Annotated in this window: 26 protein-coding genes; all 26 read left to right on the forward strand. The window is 35.6% G+C overall.

Going from position 1 to position 12,266, the window contains the following annotated elements:
• Nucleotides 1-9 precede the first annotated feature (9 nt).
• The 26 genes from rpsJ to rpsK all read left to right on the forward strand — a co-directional run bounded on the left by rpsJ (nucleotide 10) and on the right by rpsK (nucleotide 12,066).
• The gene (gene rpsJ, locus HM990_RS03410) at nucleotides 10-315 is read left to right on the forward strand and encodes a 30S ribosomal protein S10 (protein ID WP_007650482.1); all 306 of its coding nucleotides are present in this window, start codon (nucleotides 10-12) and stop codon (nucleotides 313-315) included.
• Between the two features lie 162 nt (nucleotides 316-477).
• Nucleotides 478-1,095, forward strand: coding sequence for a 50S ribosomal protein L3 (rplC, locus tag HM990_RS03415; RefSeq protein WP_178987597.1), 618 nt, complete (start codon nucleotides 478-480; stop codon nucleotides 1,093-1,095).
• Nucleotides 1,095-1,724 carry a 50S ribosomal protein L4 gene (gene rplD / locus HM990_RS03420; RefSeq protein ID WP_178987598.1) on the forward strand — a complete coding sequence of 210 codons (630 nt, stop codon included), beginning with the start codon at nucleotides 1,095-1,097 and terminating at the stop codon, nucleotides 1,722-1,724. The genes rplC and rplD overlap by 1 nt, the downstream gene beginning before the upstream one ends.
• A 5-nt stretch (nucleotides 1,725-1,729) precedes the next feature.
• Nucleotides 1,730-2,020, forward strand: a complete 291-nt coding sequence (rplW, locus tag HM990_RS03425; protein WP_178987599.1) for a 50S ribosomal protein L23 — start codon at nucleotides 1,730-1,732, stop codon at nucleotides 2,018-2,020.
• Nucleotides 2,021-2,032: 12 nt separating this feature from the next.
• Entirely contained in the window at nucleotides 2,033-2,860 is an 828-nt protein-coding gene (gene rplB / locus HM990_RS03430; protein WP_178987600.1) for a 50S ribosomal protein L2, read from the forward strand.
• Nucleotides 2,861-2,870: 10 nt separating this feature from the next.
• On the forward strand, nucleotides 2,871-3,149 hold the full coding sequence (rpsS, locus tag HM990_RS03435) for a 30S ribosomal protein S19 (protein ID WP_114310878.1): 279 nt from the start codon (nucleotides 2,871-2,873) through the stop codon (nucleotides 3,147-3,149).
• 5 nt (nucleotides 3,150-3,154) lie between these two features.
• Nucleotides 3,155-3,562 (forward strand): 50S ribosomal protein L22, encoded by a 408-nt coding sequence (gene rplV, locus HM990_RS03440; protein ID WP_178987601.1) that lies wholly within the window; start codon nucleotides 3,155-3,157, stop codon nucleotides 3,560-3,562.
• Between the two features lie 9 nt (nucleotides 3,563-3,571).
• Complete coding sequence (rpsC, locus tag HM990_RS03445; RefSeq protein ID WP_178987602.1) at nucleotides 3,572-4,288, forward strand: 30S ribosomal protein S3; 717 nt, start codon at nucleotides 3,572-3,574, stop codon at nucleotides 4,286-4,288.
• A 20-nt stretch (nucleotides 4,289-4,308) separates the two neighbouring features.
• The gene (rplP, locus tag HM990_RS03450) at nucleotides 4,309-4,728 is read left to right on the forward strand and encodes a 50S ribosomal protein L16 (protein ID WP_178987603.1); all 420 of its coding nucleotides are present in this window, start codon (nucleotides 4,309-4,311) and stop codon (nucleotides 4,726-4,728) included.
• Between the two features lie 12 nt (nucleotides 4,729-4,740).
• On the forward strand, nucleotides 4,741-4,932 hold the full coding sequence (rpmC, locus tag HM990_RS03455) for a 50S ribosomal protein L29 (RefSeq protein WP_115818549.1): 192 nt from the start codon (nucleotides 4,741-4,743) through the stop codon (nucleotides 4,930-4,932).
• 17 nt (nucleotides 4,933-4,949) lie between these two features.
• The gene (gene rpsQ / locus HM990_RS03460; RefSeq protein ID WP_178987604.1) at nucleotides 4,950-5,207 is read left to right on the forward strand and encodes a 30S ribosomal protein S17; all 258 of its coding nucleotides are present in this window, start codon (nucleotides 4,950-4,952) and stop codon (nucleotides 5,205-5,207) included.
• Nucleotides 5,208-5,209: 2 nt separating this feature from the next.
• Nucleotides 5,210-5,578: a 50S ribosomal protein L14 gene (gene rplN, locus HM990_RS03465; protein WP_092446808.1), complete on the forward strand. Its 369-nt coding sequence runs from the start codon at nucleotides 5,210-5,212 to the stop codon at nucleotides 5,576-5,578.
• A 12-nt stretch (nucleotides 5,579-5,590) separates the two neighbouring features.
• A complete protein-coding gene (gene rplX, locus HM990_RS03470; RefSeq protein ID WP_178987605.1) occupies nucleotides 5,591-5,902 on the forward strand; it encodes a 50S ribosomal protein L24 in 312 nt (103 codons plus the stop codon).
• Between the two features lie 2 nt (nucleotides 5,903-5,904).
• Nucleotides 5,905-6,456 (forward strand): 50S ribosomal protein L5, encoded by a 552-nt coding sequence (gene rplE / locus HM990_RS03475; protein WP_178987606.1) that lies wholly within the window; start codon nucleotides 5,905-5,907, stop codon nucleotides 6,454-6,456.
• A 2-nt stretch (nucleotides 6,457-6,458) separates the two neighbouring features.
• Nucleotides 6,459-6,728 (forward strand): 30S ribosomal protein S14, encoded by a 270-nt coding sequence (gene rpsN / locus HM990_RS03480; RefSeq protein ID WP_178987607.1) that lies wholly within the window; start codon nucleotides 6,459-6,461, stop codon nucleotides 6,726-6,728.
• A gap of 104 nt (nucleotides 6,729-6,832) precedes the next feature.
• Nucleotides 6,833-7,231: a 30S ribosomal protein S8 gene (gene rpsH / locus HM990_RS03485; RefSeq protein WP_178987608.1), complete on the forward strand. Its 399-nt coding sequence runs from the start codon at nucleotides 6,833-6,835 to the stop codon at nucleotides 7,229-7,231.
• A 12-nt stretch (nucleotides 7,232-7,243) separates the two neighbouring features.
• Nucleotides 7,244-7,786 (forward strand): 50S ribosomal protein L6, encoded by a 543-nt coding sequence (gene rplF / locus HM990_RS03490; protein WP_178987609.1) that lies wholly within the window; start codon nucleotides 7,244-7,246, stop codon nucleotides 7,784-7,786.
• A gap of 10 nt (nucleotides 7,787-7,796) precedes the next feature.
• Nucleotides 7,797-8,153, forward strand: a complete 357-nt coding sequence (gene rplR / locus HM990_RS03495; RefSeq protein WP_178987610.1) for a 50S ribosomal protein L18 — start codon at nucleotides 7,797-7,799, stop codon at nucleotides 8,151-8,153.
• Between the two features lie 6 nt (nucleotides 8,154-8,159).
• Nucleotides 8,160-8,684 carry a 30S ribosomal protein S5 gene (gene rpsE, locus HM990_RS03500; protein WP_178987611.1) on the forward strand — a complete coding sequence of 175 codons (525 nt, stop codon included), beginning with the start codon at nucleotides 8,160-8,162 and terminating at the stop codon, nucleotides 8,682-8,684.
• Between the two features lie 11 nt (nucleotides 8,685-8,695).
• The gene (rpmD, locus tag HM990_RS03505) at nucleotides 8,696-8,878 is read left to right on the forward strand and encodes a 50S ribosomal protein L30 (RefSeq protein WP_178987612.1); all 183 of its coding nucleotides are present in this window, start codon (nucleotides 8,696-8,698) and stop codon (nucleotides 8,876-8,878) included.
• Between the two features lie 15 nt (nucleotides 8,879-8,893).
• A complete protein-coding gene (gene rplO, locus HM990_RS03510; protein ID WP_178987613.1) occupies nucleotides 8,894-9,346 on the forward strand; it encodes a 50S ribosomal protein L15 in 453 nt (150 codons plus the stop codon).
• A gap of 9 nt (nucleotides 9,347-9,355) precedes the next feature.
• Nucleotides 9,356-10,720 carry a preprotein translocase subunit SecY gene (secY, locus tag HM990_RS03515; protein WP_178987614.1) on the forward strand — a complete coding sequence of 455 codons (1,365 nt, stop codon included), beginning with the start codon at nucleotides 9,356-9,358 and terminating at the stop codon, nucleotides 10,718-10,720.
• 79 nt (nucleotides 10,721-10,799) lie between these two features.
• Nucleotides 10,800-11,015, forward strand: coding sequence for a translation initiation factor IF-1 (gene infA / locus HM990_RS03520; RefSeq protein WP_007094967.1), 216 nt, complete (start codon nucleotides 10,800-10,802; stop codon nucleotides 11,013-11,015).
• A gap of 71 nt (nucleotides 11,016-11,086) precedes the next feature.
• The gene (gene ykgO / locus HM990_RS03525; RefSeq protein WP_008269159.1) at nucleotides 11,087-11,203 is read left to right on the forward strand and encodes a type B 50S ribosomal protein L36; all 117 of its coding nucleotides are present in this window, start codon (nucleotides 11,087-11,089) and stop codon (nucleotides 11,201-11,203) included.
• A 3-nt stretch (nucleotides 11,204-11,206) separates the two neighbouring features.
• Complete coding sequence (rpsM, locus tag HM990_RS03530; protein WP_178987615.1) at nucleotides 11,207-11,581, forward strand: 30S ribosomal protein S13; 375 nt, start codon at nucleotides 11,207-11,209, stop codon at nucleotides 11,579-11,581.
• Nucleotides 11,582-11,682: 101 nt separating this feature from the next.
• Nucleotides 11,683-12,066 carry a 30S ribosomal protein S11 gene (rpsK, locus tag HM990_RS03535; protein ID WP_173281865.1) on the forward strand — a complete coding sequence of 128 codons (384 nt, stop codon included), beginning with the start codon at nucleotides 11,683-11,685 and terminating at the stop codon, nucleotides 12,064-12,066.
• Nucleotides 12,067-12,266 lie beyond the last annotated feature (200 nt).

Below are 12,266 nucleotides of genomic sequence, written 5' to 3' on the forward strand. Positions count from 1 at the left end.
CTTAAGAAAATGAGTCAAAAAATCAGAATAAAATTAAAGTCTTACGATCACAACTTAGTAGATAAGTCTGCTGATAAGATTGTAAAAACAGTAAAAAGTACAGGTGCAGTTGTAACAGGACCAATTCCATTACCAACACACAAGAAAATTTTCACTGTGTTACGTTCACCACACGTTAACAAGAAGTCTAGAGAACAATTTCAATTAAGCTCTTACAAGAGGTTATTGGATATTTACTCTTCATCTTCTAAGACGATTGATGCCTTAATGAAGCTTGAATTACCAAGTGGAGTTGAAGTTGAAATCAAAGTGTAATTGAACACAATGTCATTCTGAGCGCAGTCGAAGAATCTCATTGATAAAAATGTCCCACCGATGCGGTCGCGGGAAAAACGGTAAAAAATACAATTCAAGGCTGAAACGTATTTCAGCCTTGAATTTTGAATAACAAATAGTAATAATCAATAAATAATAATTATGTCTGGGTTAATTGGAAAAAAAATCGGTATGACCAGCATTTTCGATGAAAATGGAAAGAACATTCCATGTACAGTAATCGAAGCTGGACCATGTATCGTTACCCAAGTCAGAACTGAAGAAGTGGATGGTTATAATGCACTTCAATTAGGTTTCGATGACGCGACAGAAAAAAGCGCTACTAAAGCAGCTCAAGGGCATGCTAAAAAAGCGGGTACTTCTGTAAAACGCAAAGTTGTTGAATTTAAAGGTTTTGATGCGGAGTACAAATTAGGTGATGCTGTCACTGTAGAACAATTTATAGAAGGGGAATTTGTGGATATCGCAGGGACTTCTAAAGGTAAAGGTTTTCAAGGTGTAGTAAAACGTCACGGTTTCGGTGGTGTAGGTCAAGCAACGCATGGTCAACACAATCGTTTAAGAGCTCCAGGTTCTATTGGTGCAGCTTCTTATCCTGCGAGAGTATTCAAAGGAATGAAGATGGCCGGAAGAATGGGTGGTGAAACAGTAAAAGTTCAAAATTTAAGAGTTTACAAAGTGGTTCCTGAAAAGAACTTACTTGTTGTAAAGGGATGTATTCCTGGTCACAAGAATTCTTATGTAATCATTGAGAAGTAATGAAGGTAGCAGTTTTAGATATAAACGGAAAAGATACGGGTAGACAAGCTGAGCTTTCTAAAGACGTATTCGCTATAGAGCCTAATAATCACGCTGTCTATTTAGATGTTAAGCAATACTTAGCAAATCAAAGACAGGGAACGCACAAGGCTAAAGAAAGAGCAGAAATTGCTGGAAGTACACGTAAGATTAAAAAACAAAAAGGAACAGGTACGGCACGTGCAGGTTCTATTAAGTCTGGTGTATTTAAAGGTGGTGGTCGTATGTTTGGTCCTAGACCAAGAAATTATGGTTTTAAATTAAATAAAAACCTAAAGCGATTAGCACGTAGATCTGCATTAAGTATTAAGGCAAATGACAAATCAATTTTAGTAATGGAAGACTTCAATTTTGATGCTCCAAAAACTAAGAATTTTGTTGATGTTTTAAAGGCTTTAGAGGTTGAAAACAAAAAATCTCTTATTGTGTTGGGTGGTACAAATAATAATGTATATTTGTCATCACGCAATTTTAAAGGTTCTGAAGTTGTAACAGCTTCTGAATTAAGCACTTATAAAATCATGAATGCTAATAAAGTAATTCTGATTGAGAGTGCATTAGAAGGAATTGAATCGAATTTAAGTAAATAGAACAGATGAGTATCTTAATAAAACCTATAATCACTGAAAAAGCAACCATGCAAAGTGAGTTGTTAAATGCTTATGCATTTGAAGTGAATACAAAGGCGAACAAGGTAGAAATCAAAAAAGCAGTGGAAGCTGCTTATGGAGTTTCTGTAGAAAAAGTTCGTACGATAAATGTCCGTCCAGATAGAAGAACACGTCACACAAAGACTGGTATTCAACATGGTAAAACAAATGCTGTTAAAAAAGCAATTGTACAACTGGCGGAAGGTGAAGAAATAGATTTATACACTAACATGTAATTTTAGACATTAATGTCAGTAAGAAAATTAAAACCGATCACATCAGGTCAGCGATTTAGAGTAGTAAATGGATTCGATGCCATTACTACTGATAAGCCGGAGAAAAGCTTGCTTGCTCCGAAAAAAAGATCTGGTGGTAGAAACAATCGAGGAAAAATGACCATACGCCAAGTAGGTGGAGGTCATAAGAAAAGGTATCGTATTATCGATTTCAAACGTAACAAAGCTGGGATTCCTGCCGAAGTTAAGTCGATAGAATACGATCCAAACAGAACAGCATTTATTGCATTGTTAAACTATCAAGATGGTGAGAAACGTTACGTTATCGCTCAAAATGGTTTACAAGTAGGTCAAAATATTGTATCTAGTGAAACAGGTGTCGCTCCAGAAATCGGAAATGCAATGCCTTTAAGTGAAATACCTTTAGGTACAATTATTTCTTGTATAGAGTTGCGTCCTGGTCAAGGTGCTGTAATGGCGCGTAGTGCAGGTGCATTTGCTCAATTAATGGCAAGAGGTGATAAGTTCGCATCTATCAAGTTGCCTTCAGGTGAAACTAGATTGATCCTTATTACTTGTATGGCTACAATAGGAGCAGTTTCAAATTCAGATCATCAATTACTAGTATCTGGTAAAGCAGGTAGAAGTAGATGGTTAGGAAGACGTCCAAGAGTAAGACCAGTGGTAATGAACCCAGTCGATCACCCAATGGGTGGTGGTGAAGGTAAATCTTCAGGTGGTCATCCAAGAAATAGAAACGGTATTCCTGCTAAAGGATTTAGAACACGTTCTAAGACGAAGGCGAGTAATAAGTATATTGTAGAACGTAGAAAGAAATAATTAAGATAGTATGGCACGTTCATTAAAAAAAGGACCTTATATCCACTATAAATTAGAAAAGAAAGTTGCAGAAAATGTAGCTTCAAACAAAAAGACAGTTATTAAAACTTGGTCTAGAGCTTCAATGATTTCTCCGGATTTCGTTGGACAAACGATTGCAGTTCATAATGGTCGTCAATTTGTTCCTGTTTTCGTTACAGAAAACATGGTAGGACATAAGTTAGGAGAATTTTCACCAACACGATCGTTTAGAGGTCATGCAGGTGCTAAGAATAAAGGTAAAAAATAAGAATCATGGGAAGTCGTAAAAAACAAATGGCGGAAGCTATTAAGGCCGAGAAAAAGCAGGTTGCTTTTGCTAAGCTAAATAACTGTCCTACATCACCAAGAAAAATGCGTTTAGTTGCGGATTTGGTAAGAGGTGAAAAGGCAGAGAAAGCTCTTCAGATTCTTAGATTTAGTCCTAAAGAAGCGTCTCGTCGTTTAGAGAAGTTGGTCATGTCTGCAATTGCAAACTGGCAAGCTAAAAACGAAGATGCTGACGTTGAGGAGGCTAAATTGTTTATCAAGGAAATTAGAGTAGATGGTGGTTCTATGTTAAAGAGATTGCGTCCAGCACCTCAAGGTAGAGCACACAGAATTAGAAAAAGATCTAATCACGTAACCGTGGTTGTAGATGCAATAAATAAAACACAAAGCTAAGATAGAGATATGGGACAAAAGACAAATCCAATCGGAAATCGCTTAGGAATTATCAGAGGATGGGAATCTAACTGGTACGGAGGAAACGATTATGGTGATAAACTTGCCGAAGACGATAAGATTAGAAAGTATATTCATGCTCGTCTATCTAAAGCTAGTGTAAGTAGAGTAATTATTGAGCGTACGCTTAAACTTGTAACCGTTACTATCACTACTGCCAGACCTGGTATTATTATCGGAAAAGGTGGCCAAGAGGTAGATAAGTTAAAAGAAGAGCTTAAGAAGATTACTGGTAAAGAAGTTCAATTGAACATCTTTGAAATCAAAAGACCTGAACTAGATGCATTTTTAGTAGCAGCAAGTGTGGCTCGTCAAATTGAAAGTAGAATTTCTTACAGACGTGCTATAAAAATGGCGATTGCCGCTGCCATGCGTATGAATGCTGAAGGAATAAAAATTCAAATTAGTGGTCGTTTAAATGGTGCTGAAATGGCACGTCAAGAACACTATAAAGAAGGACGTATTCCTTTATCTACTTTTAGAGCTGATATTGATTATGCTCTTGTAGAAGCACATACTACTTATGGTAGATTGGGCATCAAAGTTTGGATTATGAAAGGCGAAGTATATGGAAAAAGAGAATTATCTCCATTAGTTGGCTTATCTAAACAAAAAGGTAAAGGTGGACGTGGTGGAAATAAGAACCAATCTCGTCGTAGAAAGTAATTTTTTAAAGAAAAGACAAAATGTTACAGCCTAAAAGAACAAAATTTCGTAAGCAGCAAAAGGGACGTATGAAAGGAAATGCGGGAAGAGGTCATTTGTTATCAAATGGTACTTTCGGTATTAAATCATTAGAGTCAACTTTTATAACTGCACGTCAAATAGAAGCAGCGCGTATTGCCGCTACTCGTTACATGAAAAGAGAAGGATCGTTATGGATAAAAATATTTCCGGACAAGCCTATCACAAAGAAACCTCTTGAAGTACGTATGGGTAAAGGTAAAGGTGGTGTCGAATATTGGGCAGCCGTTGTAAAACCAGGACGTATGTTATTTGAAATAAGTGGTGTGCCATTAGAAACTGCTCAAGAAGCACTTCGATTAGCAGCACAGAAACTTCCTGTAAAAACTAAGTTTATCATAGCTAGAGATTACGAAGCTTAATAGAAAGATATTATGAAGCAATCAGAAATTAAACAGCTTTCAACAGCTGAGTTACAAGAGAAACTTAGTGAATCTAAAAAGAGTTATACGGACCTAAAAATGGCTCATACTATATCTCCTTTGGATAACCCAATTCAGTTACGAGTTGCACGTCGCACAGTAGCTAGAGTGGCAACAGAATTAACTAAAAGAGACGTACAATAATTGTATTCTGCTGAAAGATGGAAAAAAGAAACTTAAGAAAAGAACGTATAGGGGTCGTAACGAGTAACAAAATGGAAAAATCCATTGTTGTTTCTGAAGTTAAGAAGGTAAAACACCCTATGTATGGAAAATTCGTGTTAAAGACAAAGAAATATGTCGCGCACGATGAGACAAACGACTGCAACGAAGGCGATACTGTAAAGATCATGGAAACACGACCTTTAAGTAAATCTAAATGTTGGAGATTAGTAGAAATAATTGAAAGAGCGAAGTAATTATGTTACAACAAGAATCAAGATTAAAAGTAGCTGATAATACTGGTGCAAAGGAAGTTTTAACTATCCGTGTACTAGGAGGAACTAAAAGAAGATATGCTTCTGTAGGAGACAAAATTGTAGTATCTGTTAAAGATGCCACTCCAAACGGACAAATCAAAAAAGGTGCTGTATCTACAGCAGTTGTGGTTCGTACAGCTAAAGAAGTAAGACGTCCAGATGGCTCTTACATTAGATTTGACGACAACGCATGTGTACTTTTAAATCCTCAAGGGGAAATGAGAGGAACTCGTGTTTTTGGTCCTGTAGCTAGAGAACTTCGTGATAAACAATTCATGAAAATTGTATCATTGGCACCAGAAGTGCTTTAATTGATAAATAAGATGACAAAGCTAAAAATAAAATCAGGAGATACTGTACAAGTGATTGCTGGAGACCATAAAGGTTCAGAAGGTAAGGTGCTTAAAGTATTAATGGATAAGAATAAAGCCATAGTAGAAGGCGTGAACATGGTTAAGAAACATACTAAGCCAAGTGCACAAAGTCCTCAAGGTGGCATCGTAGAGAAAGAAGCATCAATTCATATATCTAACTTATCATTGTTAACTTCAAAAGGAGAAGCAACAAGAGTTGGTTATAGAATGGATGGAGAAAGTAAAGTGAGATTTTCTAAAAAATCTAATGAAGTAATTTAATTATGGCTTACGTTGCAAGATTAAAAAAAGAGTATCAGGACAAAGTTGTACCGGCTCTTACGGAAGAATTTGGTTACAAAAATGTAATGCAAGTACCTAAACTTAAAAAGATAGTTTTATCTAAAGGTGTTGGTGCTGCTGTTGCGGACAAAAAATTAATTGATCACGCAGTAGATGAGCTTACAAAGATAACTGGACAGAAAGCTATACACACCATGTCTAAGAAGGATGTTGCTTCATTTAAGTTACGTAAAGGGATGCCAATTGGTGCCAAAGTAACTTTAAGAGGAGAACAAATGTATGAGTTCTTGGATCGTTTGGTAACTTCAGCTTTACCACGAGTGAGAGATTTTAACGGTATCAAAGCTACTGGTTTTGATGGACGTGGAAATTATAACTTAGGTGTTGTAGAACAAATCATTTTCCCGGAAATTAACATTGACAAGATCAATAAGATTTCTGGTATGGATATCACTTTTGTGACTTCTGCTGAAACCGATAAGGAAGCGAAGTCTTTATTAACAGAATTAGGATTACCATTTAAAAAGAATTAATTATGGCTAAAGAATCAATGAAAGCCCGTGAGGTAAAGCGTGCAAAAACGGTTGCTAAATATGCTGAAAAAAGGAAAGCTTTAAAAGAAGCTGGAGATTATGAGGCATTACAGAAGTTACCTAAGAATGCTTCACCAATACGTCAGCATAACCGTTGTAAACTTACTGGAAGGCCTAAAGGTTATATGAGACAATTTGGAATTTCTCGTGTAATGTTTAGACAAATGGCTAACCAAGGGTTAATACCTGGTGTTAAGAAAGCAAGCTGGTAAAAACTTGATGTGAATAATGTGGCTTATCACATTATCAAAAGAGATTATAAATTGGTTTCAGGTTTGGCAATAGTGCCGAAAACCGCTACCGCAAATTAATAACTATGTATACAGATCCAATAGCGGATTATTTAACGCGAGTTAGAAACGCAGTTAAGGCCAATCACAGAGTGGTTGAGATCCCTGCATCTAACTTAAAAAAAGAAATAACTAAAATATTGTTCGATCAGGGCTTTATTTTAAGTTACAAGTTTGATGACTCTTCAGTTCAAGGTACGATTAAAATCGCTTTGAAATATAACAAGGACACCAAAGAGTCTGTCATCAAAAAAATTCAAAGAATCAGTAAACCAGGTTTACGTAAGTATGCTAGCTCTAACGAAATGCCTAGAATCCTTAACGGTTTAGGTATTGCAATTGTTTCTACGTCTCACGGAGTGATGACAGGAAAACAAGCGCAAAGAGAAAACGTTGGTGGCGAAGTATTATGTTACGTTTACTAAAAACAGGAAATTATGTCAAGAATAGGTAAAAACCCAATAACAATTCCTGAAGGTGTAACAGTTGAGATTAAAGACAACATGATTACTGCTAAAGGTAAGCTTGGTGAATTAACTCAAGAGTATTCAGAAATTAAAATTAAATCAGAAGACGGTACTATTACATTAGAACGTGATTCTGATAAGAAAGATTTAAGAGCAAAACATGGTCTGTACAGATCATTGATATATAACATGATTGAAGGTGTTTCTAAAGGCTGGACCAAACAACTTGAGTTAGTTGGTGTAGGTTATAGAGCATCTAATCAAGGACAAAAATTGGATTTGGCTGTAGGATTTTCTCATAACATCGTTTTGGATATTGCTCCAGAAGTAAAGGTGGAGACAATTTCAGAAAAAGGTAAAAACCCAATAGTGAAATTAACGTCTTTTGACAAACAATTGGTTGGACAAGTAGCTGCAAAGATTCGTGGTTTTAGAAGACCAGAACCTTACAAAGGAAAAGGAATCAAGTTTGTTGGTGAAGAAATTAGAAGAAAAGCAGGTAAATCAGCTTAATAATTAAGTTATGGCATTGACAAAGAACGAAAGAAGAACAAGAATAAAAAACAGAATCCGCAAGGTAGTATCTGGTACTGAAACAAAACCAAGATTAGCTGTTTTTAGAAGTAATAAAGAAATTTATGCTCAACTCGTAGATGATGTAACTGGTAAAACTTTAGCTGCTGCATCCTCAAGAGATAAAGACATTGCAAAGTCTAAAGGAAACAAAACAGAGGTTGCCGCTTTAGTTGGTAAGTCTGTTGCAGAAAAAGCTATGAAGGCTGGTGTTGAAACTATTTCTTTTGATAGAGGTGGTTACTTATATCATGGAAGAGTAAAATCATTAGCAGAAGGTGCTAGAGAAGCAGGACTTAAATTTTAAGACATTATGTATCAAAAATATAAAAACGCAGAGCTTGTTAAACCAGGCGGATTAGAATTAAAAGATCGCTTAGTTGGCGTTCAGCGTGTAACTAAAGTAACAAAAGGTGGTAGAGCATTTGGTTTTTCTGCAATTGTTGTTGTAGGTGACGAAACAAATGTCGTAGGACAAGGTTTAGGGAAATCTAAAGATGTTGCTACTGCAATTGCAAAAGCCGTTGAAGATGCTAAGAAAAACTTAGTAAGAATTCCTATTCTTAAAGGAACCATACCACACGAGCAAAAAGGTAAGTATGGTGGAGCAAGAGTTAACATCATTCCAGCTGCACCTGGTACAGGAGTTATTGCAGGTGGTGCGGTAAGAATTGTTCTTGAAGCAGTAGGTGTACACGATGTATTATCTAAGTCTCAAGGATCTTCAAACCCTCATAATGTGGTAAAAGCGACTTTTGATGCTTTATTACAATTAAGAGATGCTAAGTCTGTAGCTAAAGAACGTGGAATTTCACTTGAAAAAGTGTTTAACGGATAATCAAGGACAAGATGGCAAAGAAGATTAAAGTAACTAAAGTAAAAAGTGCAATCAATCGTACTAAAAGACAAAAGCAAACATTGGAAGCTTTAGGTCTTAATAAGATTGGTCAAGTAAAAGAGCACGAAGCTACATCAAGTATTCTTGGTATGGTTAAGAAAGTTGAACATTTAGTTTCTGTAGAAGAAGCTTAAAAATATAACTTAAAAATGGATTTAAGTAATTTAAAACCTGCAGAAGGTTCAGTAAAAAGTCAAGGAAAACGTATTGGACGTGGACAAGGATCTGGTAAAGGTGGTACTGCAACACGTGGTCACAAAGGAGCTAAGTCGCGTTCTGGTTATTCTAAGAAATTAGGATTTGAAGGTGGTCAAATGCCTTTACAACGACGTGTTCCTAAATTTGGATTTACTAATATTAATAGAGTAGAATATCAAGGTATAAACTTAGATACTTTACAACAGTTAGTAGATGAAAAGAAAATTAAAGATAGTGTTGATTTTGAATCTTTAGTATCTATGGGATTAGCCGGTAAAAATGAGCTGGTGAAAATCTTGGGTAGAGGAGAGTTAAAAGCAAAATTAACAGTAACTGCTCATAAATTTACTGCTACGGCAAAAGCTGCTATTGAAGCTGCTGGTGGTGAAGCTGTAACTTTATAAGATTATAGGATGAAAATAATAGAAACATTAAAAAACGTTTGGAAAATCACAGAACTTAAGGATAGAATTATTCTAACCTTAGGTTTACTTTTGGTTTATCGTTTTGGTGCTCAGGTTGTGCTACCTGGTATCAATATTGATGCTCTAGGTGGTTTACAAGAGGGAACTTCTAGTGGAATCTTAGGGTTGCTTAATGCCTTTACAGGTGGAGCGTTTGCTAACGCATCTGTATTTGCATTGGGTATTATGCCTTATATTTCGGCTTCCATTGTGGTTCAGTTAATGGGTATTGCGATTCCTTATTTACAGAAACTTCAGAAAGAAGGTGCTAGTGGGCAAAAGAAAATTACCCAAATAACACGTTGGTTAACCATTGGTATTTGTTTAGTGCAGGCGCCTGGTTATTTAGCAAGTATTCCAGCATTATCTGGAGCAACTTCTATGGGTGTTTTGTTAGTACCTGGATTTAGTGAAAATATCTTTTACTTCTCATCAGTAATCATTCTAGTAACAGGTTGTGTATTCGCTATGTGGTTAGGAGAAAAAATTACTGATAAAGGGATTGGTAATGGTATTTCATTATTGATTATGGTTGGTATCATCGCCACATTACCTCAATCGTTTGTTCAGAATATGTATTCTCGACTTGAAGGCGGTAATGGTGGATTCATGATGATATTAATAGAATTGGTTATCTGGTTCTTAATCATTCTAGCATCAGTATTCTTGGTAATGGCGGTGAGAAAGATTGCTGTACAATATGCAAGAAGAACGGCTTCTGGCGGTTATGAAAAGAATGCATTTGGTTCGCGTCAGTTTTTACCATTAAAGCTTAATGCCTCTGGTGTAATGCCAATTATCTTTGCACAAGCGATTATGTTTGTTCCGGGTTTAATTGGAGAATCATCTTGGTTAAAGGATACGAGCGCAGGAATCTGGATGCAATCTAATTTCTCAGATATGTTTGGATTCTGGTATAATTTAGTATTTGCCTTATTAATTATAATATTTACGTATTTCTATACGGCAATTACAGTACCAACCAATAAAATGGCTGATGATCTTAAACGTAGTGGTGGATTTATTCCAGGCATACGTCCTGGGTCTGAAACCTCTGAGTATTTAGATAAAATTATGTCGCAGATTACCTTACCAGGTTCTATATTCTTAGCATTGGTGGCTATTTTTCCAGCATTTGTTATGAAATTAATGAACGTACAACCAGGTTGGGCATTGTTCTTTGGTGGTACATCACTCTTAATTATGGTTGGTGTAGCTATTGATACCATGCAACAGATTAATTCTTATTTATTGAATAAGCATTATGATGGCTTGATGAAGACAGGTAAGAATAGAAAAGCGGTTGCGCAATAAGAGAAAAAATTAGAATGTCAGGTTTTAAAAATTTAGGCAAGGTATTTGCAATTTAAAGACTGAATACTAAACATATATTATGGCAAAACAAGCAGCAATAGAACAAGACGGAACAATAATAGAAGCATTATCAAATGCGATGTTTCGTGTTGAATTAGAAAATGGTCATATAGTGACCGCACATATCTCTGGTAAAATGCGTATGCATTACATTAAGTTGTTACCTGGAGATAAAGTAAAATTAGAAATGAGTCCTTACGATTTAACGAAGGCTCGTATAACATATAGATACTAATAGGTTCAAAATTCAAAGTTTAAAGTTTAAATGTTGAACCTTGAATTAAGAATATTGAATATTGAATTATTATGAAAGTAAGAGCATCAGTAAAGAAAAGAAGCGCAGACTGTAAATTAGTGCGCAGAAAAGGTAGACTTTACGTCATTAACAAAAAGAATCCTAGATTCAAACAAAGACAAGGTTAAATTATGGCAAGAATTGCAGGTGTAGACATACCAAAACAAAAAAGAGGAGTGATCTCTTTAACTTATATCTACGGTGTAGGTAGAAGTAGAGCAAAAGAAATTTTAGCTGAAGCTAAAGTTGACGAAAGCACTAAAGTACAAGATTGGACTGACGACGAAATCGGAGCGATTCGTGAGGTTGTTGGATCATTTAAAATCGAAGGTGAATTACGTTCTGAAATGCAAATGAACATTAAGCGATTAATGGATATTGGATGTTACAGAGGTATTCGTCATAGATCTGGTCTTCCACTAAGAGGACAACGTACTAAGAACAACTCTCGTACAAGAAAAGGTAGAAGAAAAACGGTTGCTAACAAAAAGAAAGTAACTAAATAATAAATAGTCTTTGGTCTTTAGACGTTGGAAAGAATCTGTTTGAAATTTAACGGTTTAGGATTCTAGCGACTTTAAACTAATACTAAAAACTAAAAGTAAACATGGCAAAGGCAAGTACTAAAAAACGTAAAGTTATAGTTGATGCAATTGGAGAAGCGCATATCACAGCGTCTTTTAACAACATCATTATTTCTTTAACAAATAAAAAAGGTGACGTTATTTCTTGGTCATCAGCAGGTAAAATGGGTTTTAGAGGTTCTAAAAAGAATACACCTTACGCTGCACAATTAGCGGCAGAAGATGCTGCTGGTGTAGCAAAAGAAGCTGGTTTAAAGAAAGTAAAAGCGTACGTGAAAGGTCCTGGAAATGGTAGAGAATCTGCTATTAGATCTATTCACAATGCAGGAATTGAAGTTTCAGAAATTATCGATGTAACTCCAATGCCACATAACGGTTGTCGTCCTCCAAAAAGACGTAGAGTATAATAATAAATACTGTTTCAGTGTCATGCTGAGTGCAGTCGAAGCATCTTTTTAGATGTAATGGAATTTTTAAAATAAACTAATTTCAATTGTACTATTGGGATTAGTTTATTTTGCATAAATTTGCAAACTGAAAAATTTGAATTTATTTTAAATAAATTCTTTAACAAGTATCAACCGAGAGGCTAACGGTCATAGAAGGA

Origin of the sequence: Winogradskyella schleiferi, assembly GCF_013394655.1 — a bacterium.
GTDB lineage: Bacteria > Bacteroidota > Bacteroidia > Flavobacteriales > Flavobacteriaceae > Winogradskyella > Winogradskyella schleiferi.